The sequence below is a fragment of the Mycobacterium sp. P7213 genome (genome assembly GCF_900604305.1).
In the GTDB taxonomy this organism is placed as follows: domain Bacteria; phylum Actinomycetota; class Actinomycetes; order Mycobacteriales; family Mycobacteriaceae; genus Mycobacterium.
Genome location: NZ_UWOA01000049.1, coordinates 16,523 through 34,711, shown reverse-complemented (window position 1 = coordinate 34,711; position 18,189 = coordinate 16,523). Strand labels below are relative to the sequence as shown.

The 18,189-nt window shown below is 69.5% G+C and carries 22 protein-coding genes; 14 read left to right on the top strand and 8 right to left on the bottom strand.

The features are described from left to right. On the bottom strand, positions 1 to 449 hold a 449-nt coding region (locus EJK91_RS17325), incomplete at its 3' end, for an NlpC/P60 family protein (protein ID WP_125079537.1). A 157-nt stretch (positions 450 to 606) separates the two neighbouring features. Between EJK91_RS17325 and EJK91_RS17320 the strand changes: the two genes are divergently transcribed. Genes EJK91_RS17320 through EJK91_RS17305 form a run of 4 tightly spaced genes read left to right on the top strand, consistent with a single transcriptional unit; the run spans position 607 to position 4,281 of the window. Next, positions 607 to 1,899, top strand: coding sequence for an adenosylmethionine--8-amino-7-oxononanoate transaminase (locus EJK91_RS17320; protein WP_125079536.1), 1,293 nt, complete (start codon positions 607 to 609; stop codon positions 1,897 to 1,899). A 41-nt stretch (positions 1,900 to 1,940) separates the two neighbouring features. Then, positions 1,941 to 3,098, top strand: coding sequence for an 8-amino-7-oxononanoate synthase (locus EJK91_RS17315; protein WP_125079535.1), 1,158 nt, complete (start codon positions 1,941 to 1,943; stop codon positions 3,096 to 3,098). Next, entirely contained in the window at positions 3,095 to 3,775 is a 681-nt protein-coding gene (gene bioD, locus EJK91_RS17310; RefSeq protein ID WP_125079534.1) for a dethiobiotin synthase, read from the top strand. The genes EJK91_RS17315 and bioD overlap by 4 nt, the downstream gene beginning before the upstream one ends. A gap of 2 nt (positions 3,776 to 3,777) precedes the next feature. After that, the gene (locus tag EJK91_RS17305; protein ID WP_024443121.1) at positions 3,778 to 4,281 is read left to right on the top strand and encodes a 2'-5' RNA ligase family protein; all 504 of its coding nucleotides are present in this window, start codon (positions 3,778 to 3,780) and stop codon (positions 4,279 to 4,281) included. A gap of 38 nt (positions 4,282 to 4,319) precedes the next feature. Here the strand turns inward: EJK91_RS17305 and EJK91_RS17300 are convergent, their stop codons facing one another. Next, on the bottom strand, positions 4,320 to 4,907 hold the full coding sequence (locus EJK91_RS17300; protein WP_024443120.1) for a TetR family transcriptional regulator: 588 nt from the start codon (positions 4,905 to 4,907) through the stop codon (positions 4,320 to 4,322). 48 nt (positions 4,908 to 4,955) lie between these two features. On the opposite strand from EJK91_RS17300, the gene bioB reads away from it, so the two are divergent. Genes bioB through EJK91_RS17285 form a run of 3 tightly spaced genes read left to right on the top strand, consistent with a single transcriptional unit; the run spans position 4,956 to position 6,822 of the window. After that, positions 4,956 to 5,954: a biotin synthase BioB gene (bioB, locus tag EJK91_RS17295; RefSeq protein WP_024443119.1), complete on the top strand. Its 999-nt coding sequence runs from the start codon at positions 4,956 to 4,958 to the stop codon at positions 5,952 to 5,954. Continuing rightward, on the top strand, positions 5,954 to 6,193 hold the full coding sequence (gene bsaP / locus EJK91_RS17290) for a biotin synthase auxiliary protein BsaP (protein ID WP_024443118.1): 240 nt from the start codon (positions 5,954 to 5,956) through the stop codon (positions 6,191 to 6,193). The genes bioB and bsaP overlap by 1 nt, the downstream gene beginning before the upstream one ends. After that, positions 6,190 to 6,822: a DUF2567 domain-containing protein gene (locus tag EJK91_RS17285; protein WP_024443117.1), complete on the top strand. Its 633-nt coding sequence runs from the start codon at positions 6,190 to 6,192 to the stop codon at positions 6,820 to 6,822. The genes bsaP and EJK91_RS17285 overlap by 4 nt, the downstream gene beginning before the upstream one ends. Here EJK91_RS17285 and EJK91_RS17280 read toward each other — a convergent pair. Both EJK91_RS17280 and EJK91_RS17275 read right to left on the bottom strand, forming a co-directional pair. Then, positions 6,788 to 8,125: a lipase family protein gene (locus EJK91_RS17280; RefSeq protein WP_024443116.1), complete on the bottom strand. Its 1,338-nt coding sequence runs from the start codon at positions 8,123 to 8,125 to the stop codon at positions 6,788 to 6,790. The two genes, EJK91_RS17285 and EJK91_RS17280, sit on opposite strands and share 35 nt — an antisense overlap. Positions 8,126 to 8,167: 42 nt before the next feature. Further along, positions 8,168 to 8,860: an NUDIX hydrolase gene (locus EJK91_RS17275; RefSeq protein ID WP_024443115.1), complete on the bottom strand. Its 693-nt coding sequence runs from the start codon at positions 8,858 to 8,860 to the stop codon at positions 8,168 to 8,170. 45 nt (positions 8,861 to 8,905) lie between these two features. Between EJK91_RS17275 and nadA the strand changes: the two genes are divergently transcribed. The 3 genes from nadA to nadC are packed head-to-tail and all read left to right on the top strand — an operon-like array spanning position 8,906 to position 12,398. Continuing rightward, on the top strand, positions 8,906 to 9,958 hold the full coding sequence (nadA, locus tag EJK91_RS17270) for a quinolinate synthase NadA (RefSeq protein WP_024443114.1): 1,053 nt from the start codon (positions 8,906 to 8,908) through the stop codon (positions 9,956 to 9,958). Further along, positions 9,955 to 11,544: an L-aspartate oxidase gene (locus EJK91_RS17265; RefSeq protein ID WP_125079533.1), complete on the top strand. Its 1,590-nt coding sequence runs from the start codon at positions 9,955 to 9,957 to the stop codon at positions 11,542 to 11,544. The genes nadA and EJK91_RS17265 overlap by 4 nt, the downstream gene beginning before the upstream one ends. Next, on the top strand, positions 11,541 to 12,398 hold the full coding sequence (gene nadC, locus EJK91_RS17260; RefSeq protein ID WP_164518005.1) for a carboxylating nicotinate-nucleotide diphosphorylase: 858 nt from the start codon (positions 11,541 to 11,543) through the stop codon (positions 12,396 to 12,398). Before EJK91_RS17265 ends, nadC begins: the two co-directional genes overlap by 4 nt. A 115-nt stretch (positions 12,399 to 12,513) precedes the next feature. Here the strand turns inward: nadC and EJK91_RS17255 are convergent, their stop codons facing one another. From EJK91_RS17255 to EJK91_RS17235, 4 genes are all read right to left on the bottom strand, one after another. Then, entirely contained in the window at positions 12,514 to 12,948 is a 435-nt protein-coding gene (locus EJK91_RS17255) for a type II toxin-antitoxin system VapC family toxin (RefSeq protein ID WP_024443111.1), read from the bottom strand. Further along, entirely contained in the window at positions 12,941 to 13,168 is a 228-nt protein-coding gene (locus EJK91_RS17250; RefSeq protein WP_024443110.1) for an AbrB/MazE/SpoVT family DNA-binding domain-containing protein, read from the bottom strand. The genes EJK91_RS17255 and EJK91_RS17250 overlap by 8 nt, the downstream gene beginning before the upstream one ends. A gap of 315 nt (positions 13,169 to 13,483) precedes the next feature. Next, positions 13,484 to 13,894, bottom strand: coding sequence for a nitroreductase family deazaflavin-dependent oxidoreductase (locus tag EJK91_RS17240; protein ID WP_024443109.1), 411 nt, complete (start codon positions 13,892 to 13,894; stop codon positions 13,484 to 13,486). Positions 13,895 to 13,918: 24 nt separating this feature from the next. Then, positions 13,919 to 14,323, bottom strand: a complete 405-nt coding sequence (locus EJK91_RS17235) for a nitroreductase family deazaflavin-dependent oxidoreductase (RefSeq protein WP_024443108.1) — start codon at positions 14,321 to 14,323, stop codon at positions 13,919 to 13,921. 159 nt (positions 14,324 to 14,482) lie between these two features. Between EJK91_RS17235 and hisD the strand changes: the two genes are divergently transcribed. The 4 genes from hisD to hisH are packed head-to-tail and all read left to right on the top strand — an operon-like array spanning position 14,483 to position 18,178. Beyond that, positions 14,483 to 15,808 carry a histidinol dehydrogenase gene (gene hisD, locus EJK91_RS17230; protein WP_164518007.1) on the top strand — a complete coding sequence of 442 codons (1,326 nt, stop codon included), beginning with the start codon at positions 14,483 to 14,485 and terminating at the stop codon, positions 15,806 to 15,808. A 29-nt stretch (positions 15,809 to 15,837) separates the two neighbouring features. Next, the gene (locus tag EJK91_RS17225; protein ID WP_164518006.1) at positions 15,838 to 16,953 is read left to right on the top strand and encodes a histidinol-phosphate transaminase; all 1,116 of its coding nucleotides are present in this window, start codon (positions 15,838 to 15,840) and stop codon (positions 16,951 to 16,953) included. After that, the gene (hisB, locus tag EJK91_RS17220) at positions 16,950 to 17,558 is read left to right on the top strand and encodes an imidazoleglycerol-phosphate dehydratase HisB (protein WP_046301192.1); all 609 of its coding nucleotides are present in this window, start codon (positions 16,950 to 16,952) and stop codon (positions 17,556 to 17,558) included. The genes EJK91_RS17225 and hisB overlap by 4 nt, the downstream gene beginning before the upstream one ends. Further along, on the top strand, positions 17,555 to 18,178 hold the full coding sequence (gene hisH / locus EJK91_RS17215; RefSeq protein WP_024443104.1) for an imidazole glycerol phosphate synthase subunit HisH: 624 nt from the start codon (positions 17,555 to 17,557) through the stop codon (positions 18,176 to 18,178). The genes hisB and hisH overlap by 4 nt, the downstream gene beginning before the upstream one ends. Positions 18,179 to 18,189 lie beyond the last annotated feature (11 nt).

The following is an 18,189-nucleotide window of genomic DNA, read 5'->3' as shown; positions in this document are numbered from 1 at the left end:
ACGCTGCACTGCTCGCCGGAGGTGCGCGGCATTCTGATGCCGGCGCCGGCGAACGCGTACTGGATCAGGCCGGATGCGTCGAAACCGACGGTGGTGGTGTCCGGAATGTCCTCGGTGGGTGCCAGCGACGTGCCCGGCAGACCCGGGGTGACGCTTCCCGGCAGCAGCGGATTGCTGGGGGTGCTCGGGACGCCGGCGCGGCCGGTGATGTCGGTCAATGAGCTGCGGGTGGTGGCAGCGCGGGCCCGCGCGCTGTTGGTGGGCCCGTTGACGTCACCGCCGCCGTAGACGAAGGGCACGCCGCGCTGCGAGAGCGCTCGCTGGATCACCCGCTCGACGAGCTGGTTCTGACCGGTCTGAGACAGCGGGTCGGCGTAGGCGGGCGCGGCATTCAGCGCCGGAGCCAGGGCCGCCGCCAATGCGATCGCGGTAGCGCAGACGCGTTTCATAGGAGCAACCCCCTTCTCGGCCGATATTCACGGCAGTATCACTCGTCACTTCTGTCACAGAGACTACCGGCGTTTACGCCCCATCAGCCGCCGCGGAAGAGAAATTGCGCAACCTGTGACCCAACGGTTATGCCGGCGGCCACTACTGTCGTCAGGCATGTCCGCGTTGACTCCCGACCAGATCAGCGCCATCGACGCCGCACACCTGTGGCACCCGTACAGCACAATCGGCGCCGAATCTCTGGCGCCGACGGTGGCGCTGGCCGCCCGGGGCGCCTACCTGACTCTGGTCGTCGACGAGGCACCTCTCGACGTACTCGACGCGATGAGCTCGTGGTGGACTGCGATCCACGGCCACGGCCACCCCGAACTGGACGTCGCGCTCACCGCGCAGGTAGGCACCATGAGCCACGTCATGTTCGGCGGGCTCACCCACGAACCCGCCGCTCGGCTAGCCGAGCTGCTGGTGGACATCACCCCGGCCGGGCTGGACACGGTGTTCTTCTCCGACTCGGGGTCGGTGTCGGTGGAGGTCGCGGTCAAGATGGCGCTGCAGTACTGGCGCGCTCGCGGCCGCGGCGCCAAACACCGGCTGATGACCTGGCGCGGCGGCTACCACGGCGACACCTTCACTCCGATGAGCGTCTGCGACCCCGACGGCGGCATGCACTCGCTGTGGCGCGATGTCCTGGTGGCCCAGCTGTTCGCCCCGCAGGTGCCCCGCGACTACGACCCGGCCTACAGCGCCGCGTTCGAGGCCCAGCTGGAGCAGCACCGCGACGAGGTGGCTGCCGTGATCGTGGAGCCGGTGGTACAGGGCGCCGGCGGTATGCGCTTCCACGACCCGCGCTACCTGGTGGACCTGCGCGACGCCTGCACCCGCCACGGCGTACTGCTGATCTTCGACGAGATCGCCACCGGCTTCGGCCGCACCGGTGAGCTCTTCGCCGCCGATCACGCGGGCGTGACCCCCGACATCATGTGTGTCGGCAAGGCCATGACCGGCGGTTACCTCAGCCTGGCCGCCACGTTGTGCAGCACCGAGATCGCCCACACGATCAGCGGCGGGGAGGCCGGCGCACTGATGCACGGGCCGACCTTCATGGCGAACCCGCTGGCCTGCGCGGTCTCGGTCGCCAGCACCGAACTGTTGCTGCGCCAGGACTGGCGTGCATCGGTCGCCGGGATCGGCGCCGGGCTGACCGCTGCCCTACAACCCGCACGTGACCTGCCCGGAGTCGCTGACGTCCGGGTCTGCGGCGCGATCGGAGTCATCGAATGCCGGGAACCGGTGGACATGGCCGTTGCGACTCGAGCGGCACTGGCGCACGGCGTGTGGCTGCGCCCCTTCCGCAACCTGGTCTACGCGATGCCGCCCTACATCTGTAGCCCCGAGGAGATCGCCCGGATCGGCGGCGCGATGGTCGACGCGGTGCATGCCTTAGCCTGAACAGTGTTCAAGTCGTCTCGAGACCGCACAGGGAGAGCCGCGTGACCCGCACCGATGTGTCGCCACTGGCCTGGCTGGCCGAGGTGGAGCAGCGGCGTCGACAGGCCGGTCTGCGACGTTCACTGCGGGTGCGGCCTGTGGTCGCCACCGAACTGGACCTGGCGTCCAACGACTACCTCGGCCTGGCGACCCACCCGGCCGTCATCGCCGGCGGTGTCGAGGCGCTGCAGACCTGGGGCGGCGGCGCCGGGGGATCGCGTCTGGTGACCGGCAATACCGAACTGCATCAGCAGTTCGAACAGGATCTTGCCGACTTCGTCGGTGCGCCAGCGGGTTTGGTGTTCTCCTCCGGTTACACCGCCAATCTCGGCGCGGTGGTCAGCCTGTCCGGGCCGGGGGCACTGGTGGTGTCGGACGCCTACTGTCACGCATCTCTGGTGGACGCCTGCCGGCTCTCGAGGGCGAGGGTCGTCGTCACCGAGCACCGGGACGTGGACGCCGTCGCCGCGGCATTGGCCGGCCGGACCGAGGAACGCGCCGTTGTGCTCACCGAGTCGGTGTTCAGCACTGACGGCGCGCTGGCCCCGCTGCGCCGGCTGCACGAGGTGTGCCGCAGGTACGGCGCCCTGTTGATCGTCGACGAGGCGCACGCACTGGGGGTGCGCGGCTCCGGTGGCCGCGGGCTGGTGCACGAGGTCGGGTTGGCCGGCGCGCCCGATGTGGTGATCACGACGACGTTGTCCAAGGCCCTGGGCAGTCAGGGCGGTGCGGTGCTGGGGCCCGTAGAGGTTCGCGATCACCTCATCGACGCCGCCCGCACGTTCATCTTCGACACCGGACTCGCGCCGGCGGCACTGGGCGCGGCATCGGCCGCCCTGGATGTGCTGGTCGCCGAGCCGTCTCGCGCCGCCGACGTGCTTCGGCACGCGGGCGTGCTGGCCCAGATCTGCGAGCTGCGCGACCAGCCGCAATCCGCGGTGGTCTCGGTCATTCTCGGGGACGCGGAGACGGCGGTGGCCGCCGCGACCGCCTGTCTGGACGCCGGAGTCCGGGTGGGCTGTTTCCGGCCGCCCACCGTGCCCGCGGGCACGTCCCGGTTGCGGCTGACCGCGCGGGCTTCGCTGACCGCCGACGATCTGGAGTTGGCGCGACGGGTGCTGCGCGCCGTGCTGCGCGACCATCCCGCTTTGTCGTCATGACCGTCTTGGTCATCACCGGTACCGGCACCGGCGTGGGCAAGACGATCGCGACCGCCGCGCTGGCCGGCGCTGCCCGGCAGGCCGGGCTGGACGTGGCGGTGTGCAAACCGGTTCAGACCGGCACCGCTGACGGCGACGACGACCTGGCCGAGGTCGGCCGGCTCTCGGGGGTGAGCGAACTGTTCGCCGCTGCCCGCTACCCGGCGCCGCTGGCCCCGGCGGCCGCGGCCGAGCAGGCCGGGATGACACTGCCGACCCGCGCCGAGCTGTCGGCGCTGATCCGGGCCGCCGACCGCCCGGAACGACTGACCCTGGTGGAGGGCGCCGGTGGCCTGCTCGTCGAGCTGGCAGCCGACGGCGTCACGCTGCGCGATCTGGCCGTCGACCTCGGCGCCACCGTGCTGGTGGTGGTCGGCGCCGAACTGGGCACCCTCAACCACACCGCACTGACCCTGGAATCACTGGCCGGACAAGGGTTGTCGTGCGCCGGATTGGTGATCGGCAGCTGGCCGGCACAGCCCGGACCGGCCGCCACCAGCAACCGCGGGGCGCTGGCCCGGCAAGCTGCGGTACGCGCGGTGCTGCCGGCCGGTGCCTCCGCGCTGGGCGTCGCGGAGTTCGCGGCCATGAGTGCCGCAGCGTTCGACACCGACTGGGTGCGCACCCTGGCGGGGTAGCGATGGTGCACTCGATCGAGCTGGTCTTCGACGCCGGCACCGAGACCGCGGTCCGGCGGATCTGGACCGATCTGGCCGCCGCCGGCGTGCCCAGCCAGGCCCCGGCCGCGCGACCGCACGTCACCCTGGTGGTCGCCCAGCGCATCGATCCGCAGGCCGACGCCGCGCTGGCCACCGTTGCCGACCGACTGCCGATGGACTGCACGCTTGGCGCGACGCTGATCTTCGGCCGCTCACACGGGGTGCTGGCACGGCTGGTGGTGCCGACGGTGGCCCTGCTGGAACTGCACGAGCAGGTGTACCGGTTATGCGCACCCCTCCTGATGCCCGGACCGTTGGCCAACGTGACGCCGGGCCGGTGGACGGCGCACACCACGCTGGCCCGCCGGGTCGGGCCGGACCAGTTGGGCCGGGCTCAGCGCATCGCCGGCCGAGCTGACATCAGCGGGCGATTTGTCGGGCTGCGCCGATGGGATGGCAACGCGCGCAACGAGTATCTGATCTAAGCGGTGATCGCAGGCGCGGCGAGGCCGGGCGCGAAGGGTCACCGCGAAGGGCTACCGACGGTTACACCGGCCCGCATCGTCAGGCCGTCGATCAGCAGTCCCATCCCGAACGCGAATGCGCCGCTCGGGTCGGCCTCGGGCGTGATCTCGGCGGCCCCGGCAGCGTCCCACTGCAGGCGGGACTGTTCGTCGGCGGTGAACCCCAGCACGTAGTAGACAACGGTGCGGGCGACCTGCCCGGCCTGATCCGGGTGTACGCCTGCGGCTGTCGCCGACTCCGCCAACAGCGTCAGGATGTCGGTGGCCGCCTGCGACTGGCCGGCCGCCATGCTGGCCGACACCAGCTCGGCACCGTCGGTGTGGGACAGCAGCGCATCGCGCAGGCGTTGGCCCACGGTCTGGATCCGCCACTGCCAGCTGCCCGGCCCGGGATCGGCACACGCGGGCGCCAGCACGCGGTCGGCGACCGCACCCAGCAACTGCTGCTTGTTGGCGAAATGCCAGTACAGCGCGCTCGGGCTGACATTAAGCTCGCGCGCCAGCCGGCGCATCGACAGATCGGCGATGCCGTAGTCGTCCAGGATGGTGGTCGCCGCCGCGACCACGTCAGGTTTGTGCAGCTGCACCCCCCTAGCCTAACCTGAACACCGTTCAAGTTTTTGAGGGGAGCACGTGTGACCGACGACATCCTGGCGCTGGCGCGGGAGCAGGTACTGGAGCGCGGCGAGGCGTTGCGTCGGGATCAGGTTCTCGAAGTGCTGCAGCTACCCGACGATCGCCTCGATGAGCTGCTGGCGTTGGCCCACGAGGTGCGGATGCGCTGGTGTGGTCCGGAGATCGAGGTCGAGGGCATCATCAGCCTGAAAACCGGTGGCTGCCCCGAGGATTGCCACTTCTGCTCGCAGTCGGGACTGTTCTCCTCACCGGTGCGTAGCGCGTGGCTGGACATTCCCAGCCTGGTCGAGGCGGCCAAACAGACCGCCAAGACCGGCGCCACCGAGTTCTGCATCGTCGCCGCGGTACGCGGGCCCGACGAGCGGCTGCTCGCCCAGGTCGCCGCGGGCATCGAAGCCATCCGCAACGAGGTCGACATCCAGATCGCCTGTTCGCTGGGCATGCTGACCCAGGAGCAGGTGGACAAGCTGGCCGCCATGGGCGTGCACCGCTACAACCACAACCTGGAGACCGCCCGATCGCATTTCCCCAACGTCGTCACCACCCACACCTGGGAAGAGCGGTGGGAGACCCTGCGCATGGTGGCCGAGGCCGGCATGGAGGTCTGTTCCGGCGGCATCCTCGGCATGGGCGAGACGCTGGAGCAACGCGCGGAGTTCGCCGCCGATCTGGCTGAGCTCAACCCCGACGAAGTGCCGCTGAACTTCCTCAACCCACGCCCGGGCACTCCGTTCGGCGACCTGGAGGTGCTGCCGGCCGCCGACGCGCTGCGGGCCGTCGCGGCGTTCCGGCTGGCGCTGCCGCGCACCATGCTGCGCTTCGCGGGCGGCCGGGAGATCACGCTGGGCGACCTGGGTGCCAAGCAGGGCATCCTGGGCGGTATCAACGCCATCATCGTCGGCAACTACCTGACCACCCTGGGCCGGCCTGCCGAGACCGACCTGGAACTGCTCGACGACCTGCAGATGCCGATCAAGGCACTCAACGCCACCCTGTGATGGTTCGCGACCTGCCCGTTCCGGTGGCAGCCGGTGTCTACAACGTCTACACCGGCGTGCAGAGCGACGATCCCGCCGGGGCTTCGTTGCCGACCGCGGCCCAGTTGGGCCTGGAGCCGCCGCGGTTCTGTGCCTCCTGTGGGCGCCGGATGATGGTGCAGGTCCGCCCTGATGGCTGGTGGGCCAAGTGTTCGCGGCACGGTCTGGTGGATTCGGCCGACCTGGACACCCAGCGGTGACGACCCCCGGAGCGCCGCGGATCACGCGGAAACGGGCATACCTGACCATCGCCGCCGGACTGGCCGTCATCGGCCTGCCGATCGGCGCATTGTGGGCGTGGGTCGCCCCGCCCATCAACGGGGTGGTGGCACTGACCCGCGGCGGCGAGCGGGTGCAGGCCTACCTGGGCAACGAGGCCGAGAACTTCTTCATCGCGCCGTTCCTGCTGCTCGGGCTGTTGGGCGTAGTGGCAGTGGTGGCGGCCACCCTGGCCTGGCAGTGGCGGGCCCATCGGGGACCGGGCATGATCGCCGGCCTGGTGGGAGGCCTGGCTGCCGGGGCAGCGCTGGCGGTCCTGACCGGCACCGTCTTGGTGCAGCGCCGCTACGGCAGCATCGACGTGGATGCCGCGCCGGTGAGCCCCGACCACCGGGTGCACTACGTCGCCGAGGGGCCGCCGGTGTTCTTCGGGCACACGCCGCTGCAGATCGCGGCCTCCCTGCTGCTGCCTGCCGCCACTGCAGCATTGGTCTACGGCATGTGCGCCACGTGGAGCACCCGCGACGACTTGGGCGGCTATCCGCCGGAATCCGTGCGGCGACCGCAGCGGGCGGTCACAGCGGAAGGCGTCGCACCGCCCCGCCGGTGATGACCCGGCCCGCGACCACACCCAGGCGCAACAGCCCGAGATAGGTCTTGGGGTTCAGCAGCGCCGGCCAGGCACTGCTCACCGGCGCCTGCGGCAGCGGCCGGTTGGCGAACCGGTCGCGCAACCAGTCCAGCACCATCGGTGCCGACAGTGGATGCAGTGTCACGTGCTCGCTGAGCAGATCGCGGTGGTAGGTGATCGGCACGCCGCCGGCCGCGTAGGTCTCGGCGAGCGCGTCGATGTCGTCGACGGAGATCACCTGGTCGTGGATGGCCTGCAGCATCAGCACCGGGACAGCCGGGACCGCGCCGCCCAGTCGGGTGTCGTCGAACACATGCTGGACGACGGGGTGTTCGATCAGCTGTTCCAGCGGCCGGTCGATGAAGGTGTCCAGGGCGCGATGGTGCAGGCGCAGCACCGCGGTCGCGGTGGTGACCAGCTCCAGGGAGTGCAGCAGTGCGCGGCCTTCGACGGTGGCGTGCTCCTCGATGACCTTGTCGAGGTCGGGATACACCCGGGCCAGCGCGGAGATCATGATGGCTGGCAGGCCGGACCAGAATGAGCCGTTGAGACGCTGCAGGGTGTTGCCGAGGTCGCCCACCGGTGAGCCCAGTGCGACGCCGACGATATTGAGGTCGGGGGCGTAGTCGCCGCAGACCTGAGCCGCCCACGCCGTGGACAGACCGCCGCCGGAGTAGCCCCAGAGGCCCACCTGGGCGTCGGCGGACAGTCCCAGCTGGTCGTGGCCCAGCGCGGCGCGCAGCCCGTCGAGCACGTAGTAGCCGGGTTCATACGGCGCCCCCCAGTGGCCGAAGCGGCCCTCGTGGTCGGGGATCGAGACCGCCCAGCCCTGCGACAGGATGGCTGCGATCAGCACGAATTCGAGTTGGGTGAAAGACCCGTGCGCCCGGGCGCGGCGGCGCAGCGCGAAGGACGGGAAGCAGCGGCCGTCCACCGCGTCGATCGCGCACTGGTACGACACGATCGGGCATGGCCGGGTCCGGTCCCGGTCGGAGGGCACCACCACGGTGGTCACCGACACCTGCGGGATGTTATTGCGGTCGACGGTGCGGTAGAGCAGTTGGGTGGCCTGCAGTTGCTGCGGGATCAGGCCCAAAAAGGCCAGCTCGACGTCGCGGGAGCGCAGGACCGTGCCGGCCACGGCGTGCTGGAAGCCTGCCGGCGGCGCATAGAACGGATCTTCGTCCACCGGCAGGGGGCGTTCGCCGGCCTGCAGCGGCTGGTGCGGGGCCTGCCCGATCCACTCGACAGATGTTTCGCGGGCCAGACTGTCGACATCCATCCCGGCATTCTTGCTTAAGAGGGCGTTAAGATTCCAGTCGACTCACCCGGGCGGGCGCAACGCGGCGAATTCGTCGGTGACGCGAAGTTCGGAGTCGGTGAACCGGTATCGGGCCGCCGGACGGCCCCCGCTACGCCCCGATCGGGCGGTGGTACCGGTGCGGGTGATCACCCCGCGGCGCACCAGCACCCGCTGCAGATTGGTGGCATCGACCTGGTAGCCCAACACCACGCTGTAGATGTCGCGCAGCGTGGACAAGATGAATTCCGTTGGCGCCAAGCCGAATCCGATGTTGGTATAGGACATCTTGGCGACCAGACGACTGTGTGCGTGCGCCACCATCGGTCCGTGGTCGAACGCCATGGCCGGCAAGGCGTCGACCGGATGCCAGTGGGTGTCGCTCGGCAGCTCCGGGTCCGCGGGGGAGGGCACCAAGCCCAGAAAGGTCGAGGCGATGGTGCGCACGCCGGGCACCCGGCGCGGGTCGGAAAACACAGCCAGCTGCTCAAGGTGGGCGATCTCACGTAGGTCGACCTTTTCAGCCAGCTGGCGTCGGGCCGACGCCGTGACATCCTCGTCATTGCGCAGCAGGCCACCGGGCAGTGACCAGCGCCCCGACTGCGGTTCGCGCGCGCGTTCCCACAGCAGCACATTGAGTCTGGGGCGGCGCTGATCAAGGCCGCCAACCTGGAAGACGACGGTGAGCACTTCGTGCGCGGTGCTAGTATGGACCACGTTTTCGATTATAAGTCGAAAACCTGTTCTGAGAAGGAGTCACTCATGACCACCCTCACCGACAGCGGTGTGCGGGCAAGCAGCCTGGCCGACCGCATCGTGAACTCGCCGGCCGGCTACAGCGGTATCGAACCCGACGAGGAGTGGGTGGCCGAGGTTCTCCGGCTCAAGAAGGAACGCAACGCGACGATCCTCGCCCATAACTACCAACTTCCGGCGATCCAAGACATCGCCGACCACGTCGGGGACTCCCTGGCGCTGGCCCGGATCGCGGCCACCGCCGACGAGGACACCATCGTGTTCTGCGGTGTGCACTTCATGGCCGAGACGGCCAAGATCCTGTCCCCGGACAAGACGGTGCTGCTGCCCGACACCCGGGCGGGCTGTTCGCTGGCCGACTCGATCACCGCCGAGGAACTGCAGGCCTGGCGCGACGAATACCCGGACGCGGTCGTGGTGTCCTACGTGAACACCACCGCGGCGGTCAAGGCACTGACCGACTACTGCTGCACCTCTTCGAATGCCGTCGATGTGGTCAACGCGATCGATCCGGACCGCGAGGTGCTGTTCCTTCCCGACCAGTTCCTGGGCCAGCACGTCAAGCGGGTCACCGGCCGCGACAACCTCCATATCTGGGCCGGCGAATGCCACGTGCACGCAGCCATCAACGGCGACGAGCTCGCGGAGAAGGCCCGGGCCAACCCCGACGCCGCACTGTTCGTGCACCCCGAGTGCGGCTGCGCGACGTCGTCGCTGTACCTGGTCGGCGAGGGCCATTTCCCCGAGGAGCAGGTCAAGATCCTGTCCACCGGCGGGATGCTCGAGGAGGCCGCGCGCACCGGGGCCCGCAAGGTGCTGGTTGCCACCGAGGTCGGCATGATCCACCAGCTGCGCAAGGCGGCGCCGCAGGTCGACTTCGAGGCCGTCAACCGCAAGGCGGCCTGCAAGTACATGAAGATGATCACCCCGGCGGCCCTGCTGCGCAGCCTGACCGAGGGCGCCGACGAGATCCATGTCGACCCCGAGACGGCGCGTCTGGCAGCCCGCAGCGTGCAGCGGATGATCTCTATCGGACACTCCGTCCCGGTCAGCAAGTGACCCCTGGTCCCAGCTGGCAGCGGCGGGCCGATGTCGTGGTCATCGGCACCGGTGTCGGCGGGCTGGCGGCGGCGCGAGCCGCGTACCGCGCCGGGCGTGAGGTGGTGGTACTCAGCAAGTCCGCCGCGGGCTCAGCCGCCACGGCGACGCACTACGCCCAGGGCGGGATCGCAGTGGTCCTGCCCGGCAATGACGACTCGGTGGCCGACCACGTCGCCGACACCCTGGCCGCCGGCGGCGGATTGTGCGACCGCGAGGCGGTGACCTCGATCGTGGCCGACGGTTATCGTGCGGTCTGTGACCTGGCCGGCTCGGGTGCGGTGTTCGACCAGGGCCGCGACGGCCACTGGGCGCTCACCCGCGAAGGCGGGCACTCCCGGCGCCGCATCATTCATGCCGGCGGCGACGCCACCGGCGCCGAGGTGCAGCGTGCGCTTGACCAGGCCGCCGCCGCACTTGATGTTCGCTGCGGTCAGGTGGTGTGTGAGATCCTGCGCGACGCCGACCGCGTCACCGGCGTGCTGGTGGCCAACGCCGACGGTATCGGCGTGATTCACACCCCGTCGGTGGTGCTGGCCACCGGCGGTCTGGGGCATCTGTACCGGGCGACCACCAATCCCGGTGGGGCGACCGGCGACGGGCTGGCCCTGGCGCTCTGGGCCGGTGTGGCGGTCAGCGACCTGGAATTCATCCAGTTCCACCCGACCATGCTGTTCTCGGGAGCCGCCAACGGCCGCGGCACCGGCGGGCGCCGGCCGCTGATCACCGAGGCGGTGCGCGGTGAAGGCGCCAGGCTGATCGACGCCCGCGGCGCCTCGATCACCGATGGGGTGCACCCGATGGGGGATCTGGCCCCGCGCGACGTGGTGGCGGGAGCTATCGACGCGCGGCTGCGCGAAACCGGCGACGAGTGCGCGTATCTCGATGCGCGCGGGATCGACGGCTTCGCGCAACGCTTCCCGACCGTCACCGCGGCCTGCCGCGACGCCGGGATCGACCCGGTGCGTCAACCGATTCCGGTGGTTCCCGGCGCGCATTACAGCTGTGGTGGGGTGGTCACCGACATCGCCGGCCGCACCGAGTTGCCCGGTCTGTTCGCCGCGGGCGAGGTGGCCCGAACCGGCATGCACGGCGCCAACCGGCTGGCGTCCAACAGCCTGCTGGAAGGTCTGGTGGTCGGTGAGCGCGCGGGCGCTGCGGCCGCAGCTCACTCGGTATCAGTGGGTGGCTGCGACGCGGTGGTGGGCGAGCCCGCCCGGCACACGGCACTGGACCGGCAGACGCTGCAGGACGCGATGTCGCGCGACGCCTCGGTGGTCCGTGACGTGCATGGCCTCACCCGACTGCACGAGCTGTTGGGCGGCGCCGGTGCCCGCCAGGTCACCGACCGGGCCGGTGTCGAGGACGCCGCACTGACGTTGGCCGCCCGCGTTGTCACAGCGGCGGCGTCGGCGCGCGCCGAAAGCCGGGGCTGCCACCACCGGTCCGACTGCCCGGACGCCGATCCTGGTCAGGCCCGTAGTTCCACCATCCGGCTGCGCGACGGGTTTGTCGCGCTCGAGACACCCGCGGGGGTCGCATCGTGACGTTGTCCGAGACCGAACTCGACGAGGCGCGCCAGGTCATCGGCCGCGCGCTCGATGAGGACCTGCGTTACGGGCCCGATGTCACCACCGCCGCAACGGTTCCCGCCGGTGTGACGGCCGAAGCGGCCATGGTCACGCGGGCGCCCGGGGTGATCGCCGGGGTCGACCTGGCCCTCCTGGTGCTCGACGAGGTCCTCGGAGCCGACGGCTACCAGGTGTTGGACAAGGTGACCGACGGCAGCCGACTGCCGGCCGGCGCACCGGTACTGGGCCTCAAGGCCGACACTCGTGGCCTGCTGACCGCCGAACGCACCATGCTCAACCTGGTGTGCCACCTGTCCGGGATCGCAACGGCCACCGCGGCTTGGGTCGACGCCGTAGACGGCACGTCAGCGCGCATCCGCGACACCCGCAAGACGCTGCCCGGCCTGCGGCTGCTGCAGAAGTACGCGGTACGCGTCGGCGGCGGGGTAAATCACCGGATGGGCCTGGGCGATGCCGCGCTGATCAAGGACAACCATGTGGCCGCGGCGGGTTCGGTGGCCGCGGCGCTGCGGGCGGTGCGGGCGGCAGCGCCCGACGTGCCCTGCGAGGTCGAGGTCGATTCACTCGAGCAGTTCGACGAGGTGCTCGCCGAGGGGCCCGAGCTGGTGCTCCTGGACAACTTCGAGGTCTGGCAGACCCAGATGGCCGTGCAGCGACGCGACTCGCGCGCCCCCGGCGTACTGCTGGAGTCGTCGGGCGGGCTGACCCTCGACAGCGCGGGAGCCTACGCCGCCACCGGAGTCGACTACCTGGCCGTGGGAGCCCTCACCCATTCGGTGCGAGTGCTCGACATCGGCCTGGACATGTAAGTCAGGTGGCCCCGCTGCCGCTACCGCCATCCCCGTCTGCTCGGTTGTGCGGTTTCATCCGCGACGCGCCGCCCGCTGCGGATGAAACCGCACACTCGCGATCCCGGTGTGGCGATCAGGCGCCGGAGTCCGGGGCAATCAACTCCACGGTCGGGAAATAGCTGCGATACCGACGAGCATCCCGAGTTACCAGGCCGAGTCGGTCCACCGCCGCGTGCGCGCCGATGTAGAAATCTGGTAGCGGTGATCTCCGTGCGCCGCCCCGCGAGCGGTAGGCCAGAAACGCGCGCGCTGCGACGAATCCGGCCGGATAGGGCAGCGGAGCCCTGCGAAACAGGGCCTCGGGCAGAGCCTCGTCGAGTTCCTCGACCGTGTCGTAGTTGGCGGAGACCTCCGCGTAAACCAGGGGATTGATCAGCAACGGCACGGTCCGCGCCGCGGTGCTCAACGCCTCGGACGACCACCCGAACCACCGCGGATCCTCGGTGGCGACGTCGAGCAGCACGTTCGAGTCGACCAGGTAGCCGGCGGGGCGGCAGGGCTCAGTCACGGGTCAGGCGCAGCAACTCATCGGTCGACATCCTGCGATGGCCGGTTCCGCGGAGAACGGCAACCGCGTTGTCGCCTCGATCGGGTCGGCCGGATCGTCGCGGTGCGAGCGTCACCGTCCCGTCGTCATCGATGAAGTCGACCTCGGTATCGGGCAATAACCCGTACCGTTCCCGGATGTGCTGAGGAATAGTCACCTGGCCCTTGCTGGTGATTCGCATCTTACGATCCTACTCTTACTCGGCGCGGTAAGAATCAGGCGCGAGGCATCGGCGTGACCCGGTAAGACAGGACCGGGCGGCCGGATCCACGCATGGGCGCTGTGAATGACGACGGGTCCCCGTACCGCCTGACTGCACTGACGGGTTCGGGGGTGCCTACTGGCGTCGCCCGCCCGCCTACCTGGATCCGACGGTGCAAGCCGACATGTCGCTCCTGGCGATGACGCCGGAAGCCCGGCACCGCGATCTCCTCGATCAGCGAGACCTGGACTCTCGGCTACCGCCCTGTCGTCGCTGACCTGCCGCCCGCCGACATCAGCTGATGTCAGTGACCAGCACCGCGACTTTGCGGTTCTGCAGCCGCACGGCCCACGGCAGGGACCCATCGGCCGTACCGGCTGGCAGGATCCGCGGGTTGGTCAGGTGCAGTTCACTGCGGAACAACCGCACGTCGGCCTCCCCGGCGGCCACCACGTTCTTAACCCAGTCGGCCATGCCGTGGCCCAACGCCACAGCCAGCAGGTCACCCTTGCGGTAGGTCGTCACCACCGTCTCGTAGGGATTGCCGGACTTACGGCCGCGGTGCTTGATTACCGACGTGCCGGGAAGGAACCGGGACAGCGGCTTGACCACCGGGTTCATGTATTTGATCTGCAGCCGGTCCAGCCACGGCGGGAACACCACCGGCAGCTTGGGCTCATCCCCGGCACTCTTGTCGCCAGCCATACGGACTCCGTTCCTCGTGGTGTTTCAGGTGATGTCTGCGACCAGTATCCCGACCCGCCGGGACCCCAACCGGGTGATCCACGGCAGGCCGCTGGTGTCGCCGCCGACCGGCACGATCCGCGGGTTGGTGACGCGAACGTCGCGCCGGAACAGGTGTACGTCGGCCTCCCCGGCGGCCAGCACGTTCCTGACCCAGTCGGCTTTGCCGTGGCCGAGCATGATAGCCAGCCGCGGGCCCTTGCAGAAGGCGCGTACGACGGTGCGGTACGGGTTGCCGGACTTTCGGCCCCGATGGTCGATCACCGCGAAGGTAGGGAGGTGGAATCGTTTGACAACGGGGCTTTCGATGGTGCGCTGCAGGTAGTCCAGCCAGTCCGGAAAGATGTAGGGGACCCCGGGAACGCTCTTGGGGTGGTCCCTGGTGGGCATACCGTGCTCCGTTCTCGAAGTTCACAGCTCGATTTCCCACCCTAGCCGGGTTCGACCGGACCGGCGTTGAAGCGGCGCGCAGGACGGCTTTCGGGGTCGGCCGAGCTTGGCGATAATCACTTGAGCCCCTCTGGGACAATGGACGGCGTGAACACCGGCCTGATGGCACGCATCGACCTGCGCGGCACCGAACAGTCGGACCTATCGAAGGCCCAGCTGCGCGCCACCCTGCCGCGGGGCGGTGTGGATGTGGAGGCGGTGCTGCCGCGGGTGCGCCCGATCGTCGAGGCGATCGCCGAACGTGGCGCCGCCGCAGCATTGGAGTTCGGCGAATCATTCGACCGGGTGCGACCGGACACGATCCGGGTGCCGGCGGCGGCACTGGAGCGTGCGCTGGCCGAATTGGACCCCGCCGTACGCGCCGCCCTGGAAGTCGCGATCAGCCGCGCCCGGGCGGTGCACTCCGATCAGCGGCGCACCGACACCACCACCACGCTGGCCCCGGGCGCCACCGTCACCGAGCGCTGGCTTCCGGTCGAGCGGGTGGGCCTGTACGTACCCGGCGGCAACGCGGTCTACCCGTCCAGCGTGGTGATGAACGTCGTCCCGGCCCAGATCGCCGGTGTCGAGTCTCTGGTGATCGCCAGCCCGCCCCAGGCCGCCTTTGCCGGTCTGCCGCATCCCACGATCCTGGCCGCCGCCCGGTTGCTCGGTGTGAACGAGGTGTGGGCGGTCGGCGGTGCGCAGGCGGTGGCATTGCTGGCCTACGGCGGTACTGACACCGACGGGGGTGAACTGGCGCCGGTCGACATGGTCACCGGCCCCGGCAACATCTACGTCGCCGCGGCCAAGCGGCTGTGTCGCTCGCAGGTGGGCATCGATGCGGAGGCCGGACCCACCGAGATCGCGATACTCGCGGACAACACCGCGCACCCGGCGCACCTGGCCGCGGACCTGATCAGTCAGGCCGAGCACGATGAGATGGCCGCCAGCGTGCTGGTCACCACCAGCCCCGAGTTGGCCGACGCCACTGACCGCGAGGTGACTGCCCAGCTGCAGACCACAGTGCACCGCGAGCGGGTGACCACGGCACTGTCTGGACCGCAGTCGGCGATCGTTCTGGTCGACGATTTGGACGCCGGAATCCGGGTGGTGAACGCCTACGCTGCCGAGCACCTTGAGATCCAGACCGCCGATGCCGCGGCAGTGGCGACCCGAATCCGTTCCGCCGGTGCGATTTTCGTCGGCCCGTACGCACCGGTCAGCCTCGGTGACTACTGCGCCGGTTCCAACCACGTGCTGCCCACCGCGGGCAGTGCGCGGCACTCCAGTGGACTGTCGGTACAGACGTTCCTGCGCGGCATCCACGTCGTCGACTACACCGAAGCTGCGCTCAAAGATGTCAGTGGGCACGTGATCGCGCTGGCCACGGCCGAAGATCTCCCCGCACACGGCGAGGCGGTTCGACGGAGGTTCGAGCAGTGAGCGCTACACCGTCCCGTCCGGGCGCGCAGATCAGCCTGGCGGATCTGCCGCTGCGCGACGACCTGCGCGGCAAGTCGCCCTATGGTGCGCCGCAACTGGAGGTTCCGGTGCGGCTCAACACCAACGAGAACCCGCACCCGCCGAGCGCGGCGCTCATCGACGACGTGGCGCGCTCGGTGCGGGAGGCGGCTGTGGAGCTGCACCGCTATCCCGATCGCGATGCGGTGGCGCTGCGCACCGACCTGGCCGCCTATCTGACCACCCAGACCGGCGTCGAGGTGGGGCCGGACAATGTGTGGGCAGCCAACGGCTCCAACGAGATCCTGCAGCAGTTGCTGCAGGCGTTCGGCGGACCGGGCCGCAGCGCGATCGGCTTCGTGCCGTCGTACTCGATGCACCCGATCATCTCCGACGGGACCCAGACGCGGTGGCTGGCCGCCAACCGGACCACCGACTTCGGGCTGGACGTCGATGTGGCCCGCGCCGCTATCGCCGAGCACCACCCCGACGTGGTGTTCGTCGCGTCGCCCAACAACCCTTCCGGACAGAGCATTCCGCTCGAGGATCTACAGGACCTGCTCGAAGCCTCGCCCGGGATCGTGATCGTCGACGAGGCCTACGGCGAGTTCTCGTCGCAGCCCAGCGCGATCGCGCTGATCGATGACTACCCGGCGAAGCTGATCGTCAGCCGCACGATGAGTAAGGCGTTCGCGTTCGCAGGTGGCCGGCTGGGCTACCTGGTCGCGGCTCCGGCGGTGATCGATGCGATGTTGCTGGTTCGCCTTCCGTATCATCTGTCGGTGGTCACCCAGGCAGCCGCCCGCGCCGCACTCCGTCACGCCGACGACACCCTGGGTAGCGTCGCGCAGTTGATCGCCGAACGCGACCGCGTCTCAGCCGAGTTGTCCGCCATGGGGTTTCGGGTCATTCCCAGCGACGCCAACTTCGTGCTGTTCGGCCAGTTCGCCGACGCGCCCGCGACCTGGCAGCGTTACCTGGATGCCGGCATCCTCATCCGCGATGTCGGTATCCCCGGCTACCTGCGGGCTACCACCGGGCTTCCGGAGGAGAACGACGCACTGCTCGCCGCCAGCAAACAGCTTGCGGCCACCGAACTCGCCCAACCGTCAATAGGAGCATCATGACCCGCCGCGCCCGGGTGCAACGCGCCACCCGCGAATCCGACATCACGGTCGAACTCGACCTGGACGGCACCGGCATCGTTGACATCGAGACCGGCGTGCCGTTCTTCGATCACATGCTGACCGCACTGGGCAGTCACGCCAGCTTCGATCTGACGGTGCGCGCCCGCGGCGACGTCGAGATCGAGGCCCACCACACCGTCGAGGACACCGCGATCGTGCTCGGACAGGCGCTGGGCGAGGCGCTGGGCGACAAGAAGGGCATTCGCCGATTCGGCGACGCGTTCATCCCGATGGACGAAACGCTGGCCCACGCCGCTGTCGACGTGTCGGGCCGACCGTACTGCGTGCACACCGGGGAACCGGATCACCTGGCGCACACCACGATTGCTGGAACGCAGGCGCCCTACCACACCGTGATCAACCGGCACGTGTTTGAGACGCTGGCGTCGAACGCACGCATCGCGCTGCACGTGCGGGTGCTCTACGGGCGCGATCCGCACCACATCACCGAGGCCCAGTACAAGGCGGTCGCGCGTGCGCTGCGCCAGGCCGTGGAGCCCGACCCTCGCGTGACCGGCGTGCCGTCCACCAAGGGAGCCCTGTGAGTAGCTCTCCCAGGGTGGTGATCCTGGACTACGGTTCGGGGAATCTGCGCTCCGCCCAGCGGGCCCTGCAACGGGTCGGCGCCCAGGTCGAGGTGACCGCCGACGCCGACGCCGCCACCGACGCCGACGGCCTGCTGGTGCCGGGCGTCGGGGCGTACGCGGCGTGCATGACCGGGCTTCGCAAGGTCAACGGCGACAAGATCATCGCCGAACGAGTGCAGGCCGGCCGGCCGGTACTCGGCGTGTGCGTCGGGATGCAGATCCTGTTCGCACACGGAGTCGAGTTCGGGGTGGATACCGCCGGCTGCGGCCAGTGGCCGGGCGCGGTCACCCGGCTCGATGCCCCGGTGATCCCACACATGGGCTGGAACGTCGTGGACTCCGCGGCCGGCAGCACCCTGTTCGCCGGTCTGGACGCCGACACCCGGTTCTACTTCGTGCACTCCTACGCCGCGCAACGGTGGGAGGGGCGTCCAGAGGCTTTGGTGACCTGGGCGACTCATCAGGTACCGTTCGTGGCGGCTGTCGAGGATGGGCCATTGGCCGCCACCCAGTTTCACCCCGAAAAGAGTGGGGATGCCGGGGCGACACTGTTGAGCAACTGGGTGGAGGCACTGTGAGTACTGCTGTG

What these genes read in the sequence shown, in the direction of transcription:
- nadA (WP_024443114.1), top strand. Translation starts at nt 8,906, where the DNA reads ATGACCACCCTCACCGACAGCGGTGTGCGGGCAAGCAGCCTGGCCGAC.
- EJK91_RS17250 (WP_024443110.1), bottom strand. Translation starts at nt 13,168, where the DNA reads ATGCGAATCACCAGCAAGGGCCAGGTGACTATTCCTCAGCACATCCGG.
- EJK91_RS17235 (WP_024443108.1), bottom strand. Translation starts at nt 14,323, where the DNA reads ATGCCCACCAGGGACCACCCCAAGAGCGTTCCCGGGGTCCCCTACATC.
- hisB (WP_046301192.1), top strand. Translation starts at nt 16,950, where the DNA reads ATGACCCGCCGCGCCCGGGTGCAACGCGCCACCCGCGAATCCGACATC.
- EJK91_RS17305 (WP_024443121.1), top strand. Translation starts at nt 3,778, where the DNA reads ATGGTGCACTCGATCGAGCTGGTCTTCGACGCCGGCACCGAGACCGCG.
- bioD (WP_125079534.1), top strand. Translation starts at nt 3,095, where the DNA reads ATGACCGTCTTGGTCATCACCGGTACCGGCACCGGCGTGGGCAAGACG.
- EJK91_RS17280 (WP_024443116.1), bottom strand. Translation starts at nt 8,125, where the DNA reads ATGGATGTCGACAGTCTGGCCCGCGAAACATCTGTCGAGTGGATCGGG.
- bsaP (WP_024443118.1), top strand. Translation starts at nt 5,954, where the DNA reads ATGGTTCGCGACCTGCCCGTTCCGGTGGCAGCCGGTGTCTACAACGTC.
- EJK91_RS17240 (WP_024443109.1), bottom strand. Translation starts at nt 13,894, where the DNA reads ATGGCTGGCGACAAGAGTGCCGGGGATGAGCCCAAGCTGCCGGTGGTG.
- EJK91_RS17320 (WP_125079536.1), top strand. Translation starts at nt 607, where the DNA reads ATGTCCGCGTTGACTCCCGACCAGATCAGCGCCATCGACGCCGCACAC.